The following is a 17,711-nucleotide window of genomic DNA, read 5'->3' on the forward strand; positions in this document are numbered from 1 at the left end:
TAACATCAACCTTGAGATAGATGAATTGTGTGCTAACGTATCCATTATTTTATCTAGATTTCTTTTAATATGTTCTATTTCTTTTTCCAAGCGGTCTAAACGAACAGATTCATTATACTGGGAGGGCTTCCGGTTATTATTTTGTTATCTCCCTTGTATATTTTCTATTATCGTACTGCACGAGTGATCAGTGAATACCAAAAAGTAAGATAATTAAAAAGCGTTTATATTGTGACTTTCAACATTTTTAAAATTTCCAATTCCTTACATAAAAATTATACCATACAGCAGATCCCGCCGTATGGTATAACTCTAAACTTTATCAAATTTTTCCGCCAATGCCTTTAATTCAGCTACCTTATCCGTTTTTTCCCATGGAAACTTAATATCCGTTCTACCGAAATGGCCATAGGCAGCTGTGTTTCTGAAAATAGGCTTTTGTAAATCAAGCATACGAATGATGCCAGCAGGCCGTAAATCAAATATTTCCCGAATGGCTCTTGCAAAATTTTCTTCACTGACGTGACCTGTACCAAATGTATTGACCGCAATGGATACAGGCTCTGCAACACCTATTGCATAAGCGAGCTGTACTTCACACGTTTTTGCTAAATCGGCTGCAACGATATTTTTGGCCACATAGCGAGCTGCATATGCTGCGGAACGATCTACTTTCGTTGCATCCTTCCCGCTGAACGCGCCTCCGCCATGACGGGCATACCCCCCATATGTGTCTACCATAATTTTACGGCCTGTTAAACCTGCGTCTCCTTGTGGACCTCCTATAACAAATCGCCCTGTTGGATTGATAAAATAATTGGTTGTTTCATCCAGTAGATGTCCTGGCACAACAGGTTTGATAACATGTTCAATGATATCTTTTTCAATTTGTGCACCAGTAATGTCCTGATGATGCTGTGTGGAAATAACAATGGTATCTACTTTAACTGGATTATCTTGTTCATCGTATTCAACGGTTACTTGCGTTTTCCCGTCTGGGCGCAGATAGGAAAGAACTTTTTCTTTTCTCATATCTGATAATCGTTTTGATAACTTATGGGCTAGAGAGATTGGCAGGGGCATGAGTTCCTCGGTTTCGTCACATGCATAGCCAAACATAAGACCTTGGTCTCCTGCGCCAATCGAGGCAATTTCTTCATCACTCATTTTACCTTGACGCGCCTCAAGTGCCTGATCAACGCCACCTGCAATATCTGCGGATTGTTCATCGATTGCGGTTAATACCGCACATGTTTCAGCATCAAATCCATATTTTGCTCTTGTATAGCCTATATCTTTAATCGTTTGACGAACAGTTGCAGGAATATCCACATACGTGCTCGTCGTAATTTCTCCTGATACTAATACAAGCCCTGTGGTTACCGTTGTCTCACAAGCAACACGTGCATGCGGATCATTTTTTAATATTTCATCCAGAATAGCATCTGATATTTGATCAGAAATCTTATCCGGATGCCCTTCTGTTACGGATTCAGATGTAAATAAACGACGATTTGCAGCCATACGGCTAAATCCTCCCTTTAATGATGTTACGGAACTCTGTTTATTATTCTATGCATTTTATTATTCAAAGTACCAACTAAAAAAGCCCTTCCTACAATCTGAGGAAAGGGTACCAAAGCCTTTCGCTCTTATTGTTCAAGGAATATCCTTGCATCAGGTGAGCACCTTTTCACCGTAGTGATGGTTGCTGGGTTTCATAGGGGCTGTCCCTCCACCAACTCTGAATAAGAGATCCGTTCGCAATTTAGCTTAACGAAAGCAGCCTTCTATGTCAACTATTTAATAGCTTAGCAGATTGAAGAAAAATTTCCGAAAAAAATCCAATAAATAGTGTGGACTAATGTTAATAATGTGTTATACTATTTACAAATTGATGCATATGATAATTTTATATTTTAAAAAATCATCAAAAGGCGGGTATTTCATATGAAAACGGTAGAAAATGCATTAGACAAAAATATATCTTCCCATAAAAACCTGATTAAAAATGCACCTGTTCCTCGTTTGGTCGAGAATATATTATCAAAAAATGAAGGTGTTCTTACTGCAACCGGGGCTGTTCGGGCAACGACAGGAACCTATACAGGTCGTTCACCAAAAGATAAATTTATTGTGAAGGATGACATTTGTGAGGATTTTATTGATTGGGGTCCCGTTAATCAAGCCATTGATGAAACCTCCTTTAATAAGCTTTACGAAAAAGTACTCACGTATTTAGAGGAAAAAGATGAGCTATATCAATTCAAAGGGTTTGCTGGAGCGGATTCTGCTTACCGTCTTCCAATTCAAGTAATTAATGAGTATGCATGGCATAATTTATTTTCTCGCCAATTATTCATTAACCCGACAAATGAAGAACTTGCTTCACACCAGCCTGAATTCACGGTAGTATCAGCACCGAATTTCAAGGCAGATCCGGCAATTGATGGTACCAATTCAGAGACATTTATTATTATTTCGTTTAAAAAGCGGGTTGTTTTGATCGGTGGAACGGAATATGCCGGGGAAATAAAGAAATCTATCTTTTCGGTTATGAATTATTTACTGCCGAGACGAAATATTTTATCAATGCATTGTTCGGCAAATGTTGGCCCAGAAGGCGATGTTGCATTATTCTTTGGTCTATCGGGAACTGGAAAGACAACGTTATCCGCTGATCCATACCGTCGCTTAATCGGTGATGATGAGCATGGATGGAGTCCAAACGGCGTATTTAATATTGAGGGGGGCTGCTATGCAAAGTGTATCAACCTGTCCGAGAAGAAAGAGCCGCAAATTTTTAATGCGATTCGATTTGGCTCCGTGCTGGAAAATGTCGTTCTCGATGATGAAACACGACTTCCTGATTATGATGATGTGTCGTTAACAGAAAATACACGTGCCGCCTATCCATTAGACAATATTGATAATATTATAAGCCCAAGCGTTGCCGGACATCCGAATACAATTATTTTCTTAACAGCTGACGCTTCCGGAACTTTGCCGCCGATTAGTAAATTAACGAAAGAGCAAGCCATGTATCACTTTTTAAGCGGATATACAAGTAAATTGGCAGGTACAGAGCGCGGGGTAACAGAGCCACAGGCTACATTTTCAGCATGCTTTGGTTCACCATTCCTGCCGCTGGTACCATCAACTTATGCGGAAATGTTAGGAGAAAAAATTGACCAGCATAATTCCAATGTCTTTTTAGTAAATACCGGCTGGACCGGTGGATCCTATGGTGTGGGCAGGCGAATGAAATTATCGCACACCCGTGCAATGGTTCATTCCGCTTTAGAGGGAGAACTTAATGCAGTTGAAACAACGAAAGATAGTATTTTCGGTCTCGAAATTCCAATACACGTACCGGGTGTACCTGACGAAGTACTTGTTCCCAAACAGACATGGGAAAATAAAGATGCTTATACGACTGCCGCTCAATCACTTGCCATGAAATTTCATGAGAACTTTGAGAAATTCTCACAAGTAACTGATTCCATTAAAGAAGCAGGACCATTGTATAAAGCATAAAAATTATTGTTTCCTCATCCCAAAGGATTTCATTTATATGTGGAAAAGCGGAGCGAGCAAGTCCGCTGGTGAAAACCGATCTCTACGATGGAGATCGGTTTTTTCCGCTCTCCAGTTATTTCTGCTCTCAGGTTGATTCTTCCCGTCATGGCAACTCCGAAAATAATTTCACTTTACCGGAACTAGGCATTCACACATTTTTTCCAGAAAGCATAAGCTATTTTGACATATCATTACTGAAATTGAAAGGGTCGAACTGTATGAAAAAAACAAAGCTTATCGCTGTTATTTCAATTGTGCTACTTCTTTTCCTTTCCGCATGTAATTCATCGAATGGAAATACGCAGATTCAACTTGCCGAGGTGACACGTTCTGTTTTCTATGCACCGCAATATGTTGCGATTGAAGAAGGTTTTTTTGAAGAAGAAGGATTGGATGTTGAACTGCAGACAACATGGGGCGGTGATACAACAATGACATCACTATTATCAGACGGTTCTGATATTGCACTTGTTGGTTCCGAGACTTCTATTTATGTGTACGCACAGGACTCAAAAGACTATGCTGTTAATTTCGCACAATTAACTGCTACAGATGGGACATTTCTGGTTGCCAAGGAGCCTGACCCTGAATTTACATGGGATGATCTTCGGGGAAGTGAATTTCTAGGGCAGCGTACTGGTGGGATGCCACAGATGGTTGGTGAATTTGTATTAAAAAATCATGACATTGATCCACATGCCGATTTGAATTTAAGTCAAAATATTGATTTTGCCAATATACCAGGAGCGTTTGCATCAGGCGACTATGAGTATGTTCAGTTATTCGAGCCAACAGCAAGTGTTTTTGAAGAAGAAGGAAACGGTCATATTGTGGCTTCCTTTGGAGAGGAATCCGGTCAAGTACCTTATACTTCCTATATGGCGAAGGAAAGTTATATGGACGGAAATGAAGAGACACTTAGCAAGTTTACAAGCGCAATCTATAAAGCACAGCAATGGGTGCAGGAAAATAGTGCCGAAGACATCGCAGAATCCATCCAACCTTATTTCGAGGATACCGAAGTGGATATGTTAGCTACAGCGATCGAACGTTATAAAAACCAGGGCTCCTTTTCAACAGATCCCACCTTGGATGAAGAAGAATGGGAAAATCTAAAGGCGATTATGGAAGAAGCAGGTGAATTACCCGCAGATGTAGGTTACGAGGACCTTGTAAATACGGAAATTGCTGAGGAAGTTATCACTAACTAAGGAGGGGGGTCCCCATTTTGTCTTTTCTAACCTTAGATCAAGTAACACATCATTACTTTTCTAAAAACAGCTACACAAAAGCATTGGATAATATATCTTTATCTGTGAAAGAAGGCGAATTCGTAGCCCTGCTCGGCCCAAGCGGTTGTGGAAAATCAACAATCCTTTCTATTATTGCGGGGATTATGAAACAAACTGCCGGGCATGTACTTCTGCAGCAGAAACCAATAAGTGACTCCGAATTAGCAATTGGATACATGCTGCAGCAGGACTATTTATTTCCATGGAAAACAATTATTGACAATGTTTTATTAGGTCCGAAAATCAACAACAATGACACAGAGGAAACCAAAGAAAAAGCATTGGATTTACTTAACAACGTTGGTTTAGCAGACGTTGCGGGCGCTTATCCAAGCTCCCTTTCCGGTGGAATGCGTCAACGGGTCGCACTTGTTCGAACATTAATAAATGATCCGAAAATATTCCTGTTAGATGAACCATTCTCAGCTCTGGATTATCAAACAAAACTCAAATTGGAGGATCAAGTATCCCATCTACTAAAAATGTATCACAAAACGACCATCCTTGTTACACATGATATCGGTGAAGCAATTGCCATGAGTGACCGTATTTGTATTATGGATGCCAATCCCGGAAGCCTTGCTAAAGTATTCGAAGTCCCTATTGAATTACGTGACGAAAAGCCTTTTTTAGTTCGAAGACATCCAAAATATCAAATCCTCTTCGATAAAATATGGGATGAGTTGGAACATGAAGATAAAGCTTCATCAGAATCAAAGGTGGTGTCAAATAATAATGGAAACTAAATCCGATTACCACCTTTATGAAGCCTATAAAAATCAGTTAAAGCGTGAAAAGAAGATTGTTTTCGCTTGGCAGATCTCTATTTTAATAACATTTATAGCACTATGGGAGCTTGCGAGCAGATTATATTGGATTGATCCATTGATATTTAGTTCTCCAACTAAAATTTTCAATTTACTAGTTGACCGATTTACGGATGGATCAATGGTCACACATATCCAGGTAACATTGTTTGAAACGGTGCTTGGCTTCATTATTGGTACGCTTCTAGGTATAGTAATTGCTACATTACTTTGGTCATCCACACGATTTTCCAAAATTATGGATCCTTATCTTGTCATTATGAACGCGATGCCTAAAGTAGCGCTTGGTCCCATTATTATTGTCGCCCTCGGTCCTGGTTATTTTTCGATAATTACCATGGGGGCAATCATCTCAGTGATTATTACGACGCTTGTCGTGTATTCTGCTTTCAATGAAGTCGACCCAAATTATGAAAAAGTACTCATAAGCTTTGGAGCATCGAGGTGGCAGCGTTTTAAGGAAGCCATTTTTCCGGCAACACTTCCGGCAATGATTTCTACATTAAAAGTAAATGTAGGCCTTTCATGGGTTGGTGTCATTGTTGGTGAATTTCTCGTTTCAAAGCAAGGTTTAGGATATTTAATTATTTACGGATTCCAAGTATTTGATTTTTCACTTGTGATGTCAAGCTTAGTCCTCATTGCAATATTTGCTGCGATTATGTATAAAATCGTAGAGAAAATTGAAAAATGGCTGATTAAGCATTCAACTTAATTAAGAAAATCACACGAAAAAATCGCCTATTCCAGATTATAGGCGATTTTTTCTTATATAAAAGCTCTTTTCGTAAGTATTGTCTCTTTTAGTTGATATAAACTGCGACATTATGTGCAATACTCGCCGCCGTCCGGGATCGTTCCGGGCAGTCGCTTTCCGCGGGCACGGCCTCAGCCTCCTCGAGAAAACCACTCTGCGGGGTCTTCGGACACGTGCTATTCCCGCAGGAGTCGACTGCCCTCCACTCACCCGGACTCGTGATGAGAGCAACGAAACTGTTTCGTTTTATTACACAAATAATATATAGTAACTAATGCTAGCGAAGGAAATACATGAAGACTCCTGCGGGAGCAAAGGTCTAGGTGAGACTCCGCAGTGCGCCAGCACAAGGAGGCTCACCAGCCGCCCGCGGAAAGCGGAATGTATTTCCGTAGCGGCGGGTGAAAGCATCAATCTTAATTTTAAATTATGTCGCAGTTTTCATCTTTTATGTCAAAAACAACAAATGTCTTCGGTGGGAACCTTTGGTGCAGTCCCAGTCTTTTAAAAAACAGCCTATATAAAATTAACGCTTTTGCGACTCAGATCCGACGGTAAGCCATGTCTTTCGAATATGTTTCATACAATAGTCCAACACGCCATCTTTCATAATGAAACTATATAAATGATTATCCTTAACGTTGGACGGGATTGTTTTTAACAGGAAAGGTCCGTCTGTTTCAAAATAGGTGTCCTGCTGGATGAGTTGATCAATTTGAGCGAAATAGACATTTTTAATAATGGTTTCCGTTTTTCCGGCAACATAGTATTGGCCAATATAATTTATGTCTTCTACTTTTCCACCTGTTTCTTCCATTACTTCACGAATAGCAGCCTCTCTCGCTGTTTCACCTTCCTCTACATTACCACCAGGAAATTCATATCCCCTTCCCTTATGCTTTGTTAAAAGCCAATCATCCTTGTGCCTGCATACAACCCATACATGTTTTGGCGAGGTCGAAAAAGGATGATCATCAAAGGAAAGTTTCACTTCGTTGTTATAGTAATCTCTGAATGTATACATGATGTCAACTGCCTTTACTTATCTAATGCTTATATTTGTTATCTTCCATTCCTTTTCAAAACTAAATTCAATTTCTATCTCATATTCGTCATAGAAAAAGCTTTGGTTCTCCTGGACGACTTTGACTTGCTTATTATCCAATTGTACCATATCATATTCGTTTTCTTCCATGAACCATGGTGGTGTTTCTGTTGGGAGAATATACAGACCGTCTGCTTCTTCCCTGTAGAAATAATCAACATAGATTTTAGCAGTTTCTCTTGTTGTCACTTGTTCAAAAGCATTTAGCAATTCATCTTTGGTATCATAATTTACAACCTTGTAATTTTCATCTGCTTCCTGTACAAGAATATCCATGAATTCACCTGTTAAAGAAATCACCTCTTCATGTGTGATATGTTCTTCCTTTTGCTGATCCTCTTCAGCTTCCACTATTTGTAGATCATTTGTGTTAACCAACGTAAATAAAAATAATATAATTCCTGTTCCTAAAATCCAGTACTTATTCTTAAAATGTTTTCTTTCCATTGATATAACCTCCCTCTATGTACACTATTCCTCTTAAGCTGGAAAGATAAACCAAAAAATAGGAATAGAACATGATTACATTCTATTCCTACCCTTTTTCACATATGATCGTCTTTTAAAATTCCCATCTCTGTAATATGAGACTTCGCTCGTTCATCGCCCCAGTCATACAGCATCTGAAAAGCTTGTGCAATATTACTGTCATAATCATCATTCGGTTTATCGTTATGGTATGGCATAATTGGTACATGAGACCGCCAGAACGAATTGAAGCTCGCATCATGCATATTTTCCAGCTTTGAACGTAATAATCTAACCTCATCCTCTGTTGCATGAATGACAAATTCCTCATTATTATCATATTTGATTTGAGAAATTTCCCCAGACCCAATATTCACATAATACTTTCTCTTTTCCATCACAGCACACCTCCTAGGCTTAATTTGCCTTAAAAGCGTAGAAAGCATGCATGAAATTTTATATAAAAAACCCACCAGAACATTCTGATGGGTAGTCGCTCTTAGGAAGTTATTGCTGATTGTTGATTTTGATTGGCAAATACACAACGGCCTTTGCCATGAGGGATGCACATTGGTGTTCCAAATCTCGGATCATAGGTCACATCACATTTCATTTGAAAAACATCATGAACTAAATTACATGTAACAATTTCTTCCGGTTTTCCTGTTGCATAAATTTGTTTATCTTTTATGGAAACAACATTATGTGCGTAGCGGCATGCAAGGTTTAAATCATGCAAAACCATTATAATGGTACGTCCATCCTTTTCATTCAAATCAAACAGTAAATCAAGAACATCAATTTGATGCGCCATATCTAAGTAGGTTGTCGGCTCATCAAGTAAGATAGCATCCGTCTCCTGCGCCAATGTCATGGCAATCCATGCGCGCTGTCGCTGGCCACCGGATAATGAATCAACGGATCGATCTTTTAAATCAAGCATGTTTGTTGATTCAAGCGCATCGTTCACAGCATCTTCATCGTCTTTTGACCATTGTTTCAGGAACCCGCGATGCGGATGTCTCCCCTGTTTAACAAGTTCCATGACGGACAGGCCTTCAGGTGTGACCGGACCCTGCGGTAAGATAGATAGCTTTTTAGCAACTTCTTTTGTACCCATCTTCGCGATATTTTCACCATCTAAAACAATGTCGCCGCCTTTTGGCTTTAATAAGCGGGCCAGAGAACGTAATAATGTAGATTTCCCACTTCCATTAGCACCAATTAAGACAGTAATTTCACCTTTAGGTATTGCTATATTTAAATCATCTATTATGATATTTTCCCCATAACCAAGGGTTAAATCAGTTGCCGATAGTGTTTGCATTGGAATCTCTCCCCTACATTCATGCATAAAAGCACACACATACATATGTATATGTTTGAATTTTTCCAAAATAACCATTCTGACTAATTCCATTGTATTGGCTGTGAGCAGATTAGTCAATGATAATCGTTTTCATTTAGTGTAACAGTTTTGTGAATGAAAAATTAAATAAAGTGACTGTCACTACATATAGGTGACAGTCACTTTATTTAAATACCCAACGCATTTAAAACATCGTCAATCGTTTGCTCAGCAGCAATTACTCCCGTATTTGTCCAATTACTTGGATCGTTGATCATGTAAATATTTCCGTTTTCAGCTGCAGGTGTACTTTGCCATACGGAACTATTTTCCAAGGTTTCTATACCCTGCTCTCCTTCTTCAGCCAGTAAAAATACATGATCTGCTTCCAGCTCAGAAAGCGCCTCAAGCGAGATCGGGTTCCATTGTGTTTCTGCAGCACCTAATTCTTCAACAAGAGCTGGCGCATTTATTCCCACTTCAGAATAAAGTACTTCTGCACTGTGCCGGTCTTCTTCAAATAAAAAGAATTGATCTCCTGTGGCCCAAATTGCAGCAATTGTTTCATCCCCAAGAGCTTCATCTAATTGTTCGCTGGCATCATTTACCTTTTCCTCATATTCATTTAATACTGTTTCAGCTTCGTTTTCTTTTCCTAGCATTTTGCCAAAGGTTTCAATCTGATTACGCCAGTCTTTAGTTGTTTCTTCGGTCATGACGTAAGTTGGCGCAATTTCGTTGTAATCTTCATAGGTTCCTTCATAGCTTTCCATATTATTTTCCAAAATAATAAGATCAGGTTCATGGCTAAGGACCTGCTCTAAAGGAAGACTCCATTCAATACTCGGTATATCCTGCAAATCATCCTCCAAATAGTTTTGAATCTGCTCCCCTATCGACCATTTCGCAACTGGTGTAACACCAAGTGCGAGCATTGCATCTTCATGAAAAGGTGCTAGGATTCTGCTTGGACTTTCTGGTATACTCACCTCTCCCATTTCAGAATCCACAGTCACTTCCCCGCTCGTATCTGTATCAGGTTCTGAGGTGGAATCATCATCTCCACATGCGGATATAAACAGTAGCAGCCCAAATGCCATCACGATAAAAATCAAGTGGGATTTATAATTTGAATACATATGTATGTCCCCTTTATGTTATAATTGTCATCTAATGGTAATGATATTCATTTTCAATTAGAAAGTCAATGACAATTCAGGGGAAAACGATGTTATCAACGATCAATCATTCAAGCCTATTAAAAACAATTATAAATATTGCTGCAATCTTTGCATTACTTCTTTCGATTGGATTATCGGTTTCATACGGTGCTACAGATATTGAGCTCATAACCGTTTGGCAAGCCATCTTCCATTTCAATCCCGATTTAACAACACATCAGGTTATACAGGAATTACGTTTACCGCGGGCATTTTCCGCACTATTAGTAGGTGCGTTTCTAGCAGTTTCTGGTGCGATCATGCAAGGGATGACTCGAAATCCATTGGCTTCCCCATCCATTATGGGTGTTACAGATGGGGCAGCTTTTGCACTTGTGATTATGCTGGCGTTTTTCCCAACGGCCTCAAACTTAGGCTTAACTGCCGCTTCCCTTATTGGTGCTGGGCTGGCAGTAACGCTTGTGTTTATGATAGGTTCGTTTTCTGCAGGTGGATTAACGCCTGTTAAATTGGCGCTGGCAGGTGTTGCAATTGGTACAATGCTAAGTTCAGTATCTTCCATGATTTCCTTGCATTTTCAATTAGAAAAAGAAATGGGCTTTTGGCTGGCAGGCGGACTCGCTGGGGCAAGTTGGACCTCTGTTCAAATTCTCTTGATTGCAGGAATAGTAGGTATGGTCCTAGCATTAATCATCTCTAAATCGATTACAGTACTTAGTCTAGGTGACGACATATCCACCGGGTTAGGTCAAAATAATCTCCTAACAAAAATACTGGGAATCTTCGCCGTACTTGTCTTAACAGGTGCAGCTGTTTCCATTGCCGGAGCAGTTGGTTTTGTCGGACTTATCATACCACATATTACACGCTTTATTATGGGAACGGATTATCGCTGGATCATACCATCAGCAGCCATATTCGGAGGGCTTTTACTTGTGCTATCTGATGTTGTGGCCAGGTTAATCAATGCTCCTTTTGAGACACCGGTAGGGGCCATTACTTCCCTCATTGGCGTTCCTTTCTTCCTTTACTTAGCCCGTGGAAGTGGAGGTGGAAAATAATGATTACAAATGCGCAAAACGCGAAACGAAAAAAATTTCTATGGATTATTGCATTGTTAATCACGCTTTTGATCATCATGTTTTTTATTAGTTTACGTACCGGTGTCATCCAAATTGCACCAGGTGAAGTTTTACAAACATTTATGAATAATGGGACGGATCGACAGGAACTTGTCCTGTTTGATTTTCGCTTACCAGGCATCCTGTTAGCATTATTAATAGGTGCAGGGCTTGCTGTATCTGGCGTTATCTTGCAGGGAGTCACCCAAAACGAACTTGCTGATCCGGGAATTTTGGGGATAAATACAGGTGCAGGGCTGGCTGTCGTGTTATTTTTATTCTTTTTCCAGGATAGCCTTGATACATCAGGGTCACTTTCTATTTTCATGATGCCTATCTTTGCATTAATAGGAGCAATGGGTGCGGCGCTGTTAATTTATGTATTGGCATGGAAACAAGGTGTTAATCCAATTCGACTCATTTTAGTAGGTATTGGTGTCAATGCAGGGTTTAGTGCTTTCCTTGTTATTTTCCAATTACAGATGGATCCACAGGATTTCAGACAAGCTACGGTTTGGCTGTCCGGGGATATATGGAATGCGAGCTGGACCTTTGTGGTAGCCTTATTACCTTGGATACTTATACTTATACCGATTGCACTGCATAAGGCAAACGCGTTAAATGTATTGAGCTTAGGGGATGAAGTAGCCTCAGGCTTAGGATCAAATGTAGAAAAAGAACGACGTTTATTGCTGCTGATTGCAGTTGCACTAGCAGGAGCATCAGTAGCAGCTGGCGGTGGAATTGCCTTTTTAGGACTAGTAGTTCCACACATCGCACGAAAAATAATTGGACCACTGCATCAGTATATTATCCCAATCTCGACACTGATTGGAGCATTACTCTTAATGGTGGCTGATACAATCGGCAAAAACATACTGGCTCCAACGGAAATCCCTGTTGGAATCATTGTATCTATCTTAAGTGCACCATACTTTATCTATTTATTGATGAAAACAAAGTAACACACATCAGGGAGGACGTTCTCATGTCAAACCAACTCGAATTATACGATGTCACAATCATAGGTGGAGGGCCTGTTGGATTGTTTACCGCCTTTTACAGCGGTATGCGGGAGATGAAAACAAAAATCATTGAATATTTACCATTCCTGGGCGGTAAAGTTCCCTATTTCTATCCGGAAAAAGTCATTCGAGATATCGGTGGAATACCTCAACTATCCGGCGAGCAATTAACCGAAAATCTGATTGAACAGGCAAAGACATTTGATCCGACAATTGTTTTAGGAGAACAGGTAACGGAAATGGAGAAACTGGAAGATGGAACCTTTCTGTTAGCAAGTAGTAATGGAGCTAAGCATCATACAAAGACAATTATTTTGGCTACAGGGTTTGGCACATTGAGATCCGTCAAATTAGATATCCCAGAGGCAGGAGAATATGAAGAAAAAAGCCTGTATTACACCATCCGAAAGCTTGATCATTTTAAAGGAGAACATGTGCTTATTTCCGGCGGCGGAAATTCAGCAGTTGATTGGGCGAATGAGCTGGAATCCATTGCAGAAAAAGTTACACTAGTCTACCGTAAGCCAACATTTTCCGGAATAGAAAGCAATGTGACAAAAATGATGAACTCTTCTGTTGACGTTTTTCAGCCATATGGATTAACTGAAGTAAAGGGAGAGAACGGACAGGTTTCCAGTGCTATGATTAAACATATCGATACACAGAAACAAAAAGAAATTCCAATCGATACAATCATTGTAAATCATGGATTTCATATTGATCTAGGACCTATCGAACAGTGGAGCATGGAAATGGATAGTGGTTCTATTCAGGTAGATGAGCAGATGTCTACATCCATCCCCGGTATATTTGCTGTCGGTGATATAGCGAGCTTTCCCGGTAAATTGAATTTAATAGCCGGCGGTTTTAATGAAGGGCCGATTGCTGTTAACAATGCGAAGCTGTATCTATCACCGAAAGCTCAGCTGGAAACGATATACTCTACGAATTATGAACCATTGATAAAAGAGGATTAGACTAAAAGAGCGGTACAGACATGACTAATCTGTACCGCTCTTTGTTATTCAGCAAGCACGCCTGTTTATGAAACACTATCTTCTCCGTTTTAATGAAGCATACTCCCAATCACTCGCAGGAAATGCAAACATGGCACTATATTACCTGTTGCTTTCCGCTATCAAACTTCAACTAAACATGCCTAGTAAAACATTATGGTTACGGTTTACTATTTCGGCCAAAAGCTTAACGACTTCTTACAAGCGCTTGCCTCCACTTTAATTCCAGAACTATTAGCTATGACAGAACAGATTCCTTTAATGCATGTTCAAAGGCGGCGATAATATCTGCTACATCCTCTATTCCTACCGAAATCCGTACTAGCCCTTCTGTGATGCCAAGCTCCTTCCTGGAAGCTTCAGGAACAGCACGATGCGAAGTGAATAGTGGATATGAAACAGATGTCTCCACACCTGCCAACGTAGGAACTATTTTTATCCAGTCTAACGATTTGAAAAAATCAACTACATTACATTTCCCGGTGATATCAATTGTGACGATCGCTCCGTTTCCTTTCGATGACACATTCTCGGGATAATAAACTTTTTTTACAGCTTTGTTTTCTTTTAATGCACTGGCTAGGCTCTGAGCGTTCTTGGCATGACGCTCCATTCTTACGCTTAAAGTCTTTAACCCACGGCAAGCAAGCCATGCTTCAAAAGGACTCAAATTACTGCCTAAATTAACTACTTTTGATTTCGCTTTAGCAATCAGGTCTCCCCTACCGACTAGCACGCCTGCAGTAACATCACTATGCCCGCCAATGTATTTCGTTGCACTATGCACAACCAAATCAGCGCCCTCTTCAAATGGCGTACAGAAATAAGGGGTTGCGAATGTATTGTCAATCATTGTGTAAAGATTGTGGTTCTTCGCAATAGTAACTAGTGCAGACAAATCTTCCACACGCAGTAATGGGTTCGTTATAGACTCCGAATAAATCAGTGTAGTGGTAGATTTAATACTTTCAGAAATTGCTTTCTGGCTAGTAAAATCAACAAATGTAACCTCAACCCCAAAATCCGGCAATTCATTTGCTAACAATTCATATGTACCTCCATAGATATCCTTAGATGCAACAATATGGTCACCATGTTTCGCGACACTCAATATTCCTGCTAAAATCGCCGACAATCCTGAAGAAGTCGCCACACCATGCGGGGCGGCTTCCAACTGTGCAATTGCTTCGCCTAATTCATCCGGATTTGGATTACCAACCCGGGTGTACAAATAATCATTCTTCCCGTTAAAAAAATCTTCTATGTCATCAAGATCGGTAAACTTGAAGGCAGAGGTCTGATAGATTGGAGTTACCTTACTTGTAAATGATTTCTTTTCTTTATTGGATAGATGAACTGCCCGCGTGTCAAAATTTGTTGTCATATTATCTCTCCCTTAGCCTATTACATAATAATACTATCTACTTTAACGAATCAAAAAGAAAAATCCAACATACGGATCCTATTCTTTATTTACGTGTTCTCAGCATAATTAAGTATTCTTATTAATAATTAAATTATAACATATTTAAAGATAATACTTGTTACCGTAATCAGTATCAAAAACAAACCCCTTGAAGATTTGTAGAGGTTTGTTTTTACAAAAATTTATGAAGATCACTTGGTGCGTTCTTTTCTATTTACCATTTTTTCCAACTTCAACAAACTTTCCCTAACCAATTTATTGGAAGCGTTTCTTGGTAGCTGATCGATAAAATAGATTTGCTTCGGAATTTTATATTTAGCCAAATATTTCGCCGCATAATCGAAGACCTCTTCTTCAGTTACGGCACTATTTTTCACGATAAACGCCAGGGGGGTCTGACCCCATGTATCATCTTTTTTTCCAACGACACCAACTTCTTTGATTTGCCCCATTCCTGATAGTACACTTTCCACTTCAGATGGATAAATATTTTCCCCACCGGAAATTATTAAGTCATTTCTTCGGTCAGCTACATATAAAAAACCATCCACATCAAGGTAACCTAGATCTCCTGTAGCCAGCCAGCCATTTGACAGTGCTTTCTCAGTTGCTTCTTGTTTATTAAAATACCCTCTCGTCACCATCGGCCCTTTTACATAAATTTCTCCGACTGGATCGTCATCCTTATTATCGATCTTTAATTGTGCCGGAACTAACGGCTTTCCTGCTGAGCCTAATTTTTGTAAAGCATCTTCAGGACTTAATGTTACAATTTGCGAGGCCGTTTCTGTCATGCCATAGGACTGAAAAACAGGGATATTGCGTTCTTTTGCTTCTTCCAGCAGTGGTTTTGGTGCTGGGCCCCTCCGAGAAGCATGCAGCGGAATGAGGACGGATAGCTATCCTCTCCAAGTCGTGTAACAAGACGTTGTAGCATGACGGTAACAACGGAAACAATCGTTACATCCTTTGTAGTGATTGCTTCATGAACGTTATTTTCATCAAATTTTTCCAGTAAATAAACAGGCATTCCATATATGACACTACGTATGAAAATCGAAAGGCCACTAACATGAAAAATGGGCAACGCAGCCAGCCATTTGTCTTTAGCATTTATGCCTAGATTCAAGGCAGAGCCTATGGCACTCCACCAGTGATTCCCATAGGTGTGGATAACCCCTTTTGGAAATCCTGTTGTTCCTGATGTATAAATAATGGTAAATGGATCATCCAAATAGATTTCCTCTTGCAGATTGAGTTCACTTTCCGGCAGTCTGTCTATTTCTGAAAATGTCTTCACAGGGACAGAGAATCCCATTTCAGTTGCTTTGGAACCATCGTTAGTTAATAGGCTTGAAACCTCTCCATCACTAAGTTGATAGTTTAATTCCTCTTCCGTTAATTTTATATTCAACATCACAGAAACAGCACCAAGATAGCTTAATGCATGAATAGCAACAACCATCGATATATTATTCGTGGAAAAAATACCAACATGCGAGCCCTTCGTTACTCCTATACCCGCCAATTTCTTCGCGAAGCTCTGGCTTTTTTCCTTTAGTTCCAAAAAGGTAATGGCATCTCCATCTACGGTCTCAATTGCTAGTTGATTCGGTGCGAGATTTGCTTGTTTGTTTAACCAGTGCGGAATCGTTTCCGACATCTGTCATTCCTCCTACAGATAAAAACCTTTGCTTCGATGAGCAAAGGTTTTTTCTTAAAAATCAATCACGGAAAGCGTGGAAACTGCTTGAAATCCGGTTTTCTTTTTTCTTTAAAAGCGTCTCTTCCTTCTTTTGCTTCATCAGTTGTATAATAAAGAAGTGTTGCATCTCCACCCATTTGCTGCAGGCCGGCTAGTCCATCCGTATCTGCATTGAACGATGCTTTCAGGAAGCGTAGTGCAGTTGGTGATTTTTCCAACATTTCCTCACACCATTGCAAGGTCTCTTCTTCTAATTTATCCAGTGGAACAACTGTATTTACCAATCCCATATCATATGCTTCTTCTGCACTGTATTGACGGCAGAGGTACCAAATTTCACGAGCACGTTTATGGCCAACCATGCGTGCCAATAATCCAGCACCATACCCTGCATCAAAACTTCCTACTTTAGGACCCGTTTGACCAAATACGGCATTATCTGCTGCGATTGTTAAATCACAAACAACATGCAATACATGTCCGCCGCCGATAGCATAACCGGAAACCATTGCTACAACAGGTTTCGGTATGGTGCGGATTAAGCGTTGTAAGTCAAGCACATTTAAACGAGGAACCTGATCCTCCCCAACATAGCCACCATGTCCACGAACTGACTGGTCACCACCAGAACAAAATGCTTTATCTCCAGCTCCGGCTAAAATAATGACACCAATAGATGAATCGTCACGTGCGTCAGCAAAAGCATCAATCATTTCATTTACTGTCAGTGGTGTAAATGCATTACGCTTTTCCGGACGGTTCATCGTCACCTTTGCAATTCCGTCCTGTTTTTCATAAATAATTTCCTCATACTCTTTTACTTGCTCCCATTGTACTGCCATGAATAAATCCTCCTTGTGT

At 39.9% G+C, this 17,711-nt stretch carries 16 protein-coding genes, 1 pseudogene and 1 riboswitch; of the genes and pseudogenes, 7 read left to right on the plus strand and 10 right to left on the minus strand.

What is annotated here, in order from left to right:
• Positions 1-312: 312 nt before the first annotated feature.
• Positions 313-1,524, minus strand: coding sequence for a methionine adenosyltransferase (gene metK, locus KFZ58_RS11930; protein ID WP_235791527.1), 1,212 nt, complete (start codon positions 1,522-1,524; stop codon positions 313-315).
• 125 nt (positions 1,525-1,649) lie between these two features.
• A riboswitch (SAM riboswitch) is annotated at positions 1,650-1,755 on the minus strand.
• A 195-nt stretch (positions 1,756-1,950) separates the two neighbouring features.
• Here metK and pckA point away from each other — a divergent pair.
• The 4 genes from pckA to KFZ58_RS11950 all read left to right on the plus strand — a co-directional run bounded on the left by pckA (position 1,951) and on the right by KFZ58_RS11950 (position 6,413).
• Positions 1,951-3,537 carry a phosphoenolpyruvate carboxykinase (ATP) gene (gene pckA / locus KFZ58_RS11935; RefSeq protein WP_235791528.1) on the plus strand — a complete coding sequence of 529 codons (1,587 nt, stop codon included), beginning with the start codon at positions 1,951-1,953 and terminating at the stop codon, positions 3,535-3,537.
• A gap of 260 nt (positions 3,538-3,797) precedes the next feature.
• Positions 3,798-4,790 carry an ABC transporter substrate-binding protein gene (locus tag KFZ58_RS11940; protein ID WP_235791529.1) on the plus strand — a complete coding sequence of 331 codons (993 nt, stop codon included), beginning with the start codon at positions 3,798-3,800 and terminating at the stop codon, positions 4,788-4,790.
• A 17-nt stretch (positions 4,791-4,807) separates the two neighbouring features.
• Entirely contained in the window at positions 4,808-5,617 is an 810-nt protein-coding gene (locus tag KFZ58_RS11945) for an ABC transporter ATP-binding protein (protein ID WP_235791530.1), read from the plus strand.
• Positions 5,607-6,413: an ABC transporter permease gene (locus KFZ58_RS11950; RefSeq protein ID WP_235791531.1), complete on the plus strand. Its 807-nt coding sequence runs from the start codon at positions 5,607-5,609 to the stop codon at positions 6,411-6,413. Before KFZ58_RS11945 ends, KFZ58_RS11950 begins: the two co-directional genes overlap by 11 nt.
• A 568-nt stretch (positions 6,414-6,981) precedes the next feature.
• On the opposite strand, the gene ytkD is transcribed toward KFZ58_RS11950, so the two are convergent.
• The 5 genes from ytkD to KFZ58_RS11975 all read right to left on the minus strand — a co-directional run bounded on the left by ytkD (position 6,982) and on the right by KFZ58_RS11975 (position 10,515).
• Positions 6,982-7,479: an RNA deprotection pyrophosphohydrolase gene (gene ytkD / locus KFZ58_RS11955; RefSeq protein ID WP_235791532.1), complete on the minus strand. Its 498-nt coding sequence runs from the start codon at positions 7,477-7,479 to the stop codon at positions 6,982-6,984.
• An 18-nt stretch (positions 7,480-7,497) separates the two neighbouring features.
• The gene (locus KFZ58_RS11960) at positions 7,498-8,007 is read right to left on the minus strand and encodes a hypothetical protein (RefSeq protein WP_235791533.1); all 510 of its coding nucleotides are present in this window, start codon (positions 8,005-8,007) and stop codon (positions 7,498-7,500) included.
• 98 nt (positions 8,008-8,105) lie between these two features.
• Positions 8,106-8,426, minus strand: a complete 321-nt coding sequence (locus KFZ58_RS11965; RefSeq protein ID WP_235791534.1) for a hydrolase — start codon at positions 8,424-8,426, stop codon at positions 8,106-8,108.
• A gap of 101 nt (positions 8,427-8,527) precedes the next feature.
• Positions 8,528-9,355: an ABC transporter ATP-binding protein gene (locus KFZ58_RS11970; protein ID WP_235791535.1), complete on the minus strand. Its 828-nt coding sequence runs from the start codon at positions 9,353-9,355 to the stop codon at positions 8,528-8,530.
• Positions 9,356-9,564: 209 nt separating this feature from the next.
• A complete protein-coding gene (locus KFZ58_RS11975; RefSeq protein ID WP_235791536.1) occupies positions 9,565-10,515 on the minus strand; it encodes an iron-hydroxamate ABC transporter substrate-binding protein in 951 nt (316 codons plus the stop codon).
• Positions 10,516-10,604: 89 nt separating this feature from the next.
• Between KFZ58_RS11975 and KFZ58_RS11980 the strand changes: the two genes are divergently transcribed.
• From KFZ58_RS11980 to KFZ58_RS11990, 3 genes are read left to right on the plus strand one after another with little or no spacing between them, the layout of a single operon-like run.
• Positions 10,605-11,618 carry a FecCD family ABC transporter permease gene (locus KFZ58_RS11980; RefSeq protein WP_235791537.1) on the plus strand — a complete coding sequence of 338 codons (1,014 nt, stop codon included), beginning with the start codon at positions 10,605-10,607 and terminating at the stop codon, positions 11,616-11,618.
• Positions 11,618-12,643 carry a FecCD family ABC transporter permease gene (locus KFZ58_RS11985; RefSeq protein WP_235791538.1) on the plus strand — a complete coding sequence of 342 codons (1,026 nt, stop codon included), beginning with the start codon at positions 11,618-11,620 and terminating at the stop codon, positions 12,641-12,643. The genes KFZ58_RS11980 and KFZ58_RS11985 overlap by 1 nt, the downstream gene beginning before the upstream one ends.
• Positions 12,644-12,666: 23 nt before the next feature.
• Positions 12,667-13,680 (plus strand): NAD(P)/FAD-dependent oxidoreductase, encoded by a 1,014-nt coding sequence (locus KFZ58_RS11990; protein ID WP_235791539.1) that lies wholly within the window; start codon positions 12,667-12,669, stop codon positions 13,678-13,680.
• A gap of 277 nt (positions 13,681-13,957) precedes the next feature.
• Here KFZ58_RS11990 and KFZ58_RS11995 read toward each other — a convergent pair whose 3' ends face one another.
• From KFZ58_RS11995 to menB, 4 genes and pseudogenes are all read right to left on the minus strand, one after another.
• Entirely contained in the window at positions 13,958-15,103 is a 1,146-nt protein-coding gene (locus KFZ58_RS11995; RefSeq protein ID WP_235791540.1) for a trans-sulfuration enzyme family protein, read from the minus strand.
• Between the two features lie 233 nt (positions 15,104-15,336).
• Complete coding sequence (locus KFZ58_RS19370; protein WP_370642503.1) at positions 15,337-15,789, minus strand: AMP-binding enzyme; 453 nt, start codon at positions 15,787-15,789, stop codon at positions 15,337-15,339.
• A 39-nt stretch (positions 15,790-15,828) separates the two neighbouring features.
• Positions 15,829-16,808: pseudogene (locus tag KFZ58_RS12000) on the minus strand (AMP-binding protein); the annotation flags it as partial.
• 65 nt (positions 16,809-16,873) lie between these two features.
• On the minus strand, positions 16,874-17,692 hold the full coding sequence (menB, locus tag KFZ58_RS12005) for a 1,4-dihydroxy-2-naphthoyl-CoA synthase (protein WP_235791541.1): 819 nt from the start codon (positions 17,690-17,692) through the stop codon (positions 16,874-16,876).
• Between the last annotated feature and the right edge of the window lie 19 nt (positions 17,693-17,711).

Source organism: Virgibacillus sp. NKC19-16 (assembly GCF_021560035.1).
Taxonomy (GTDB): domain Bacteria; phylum Bacillota; class Bacilli; order Bacillales; family Amphibacillaceae; genus Virgibacillus_L; species Virgibacillus_L salidurans.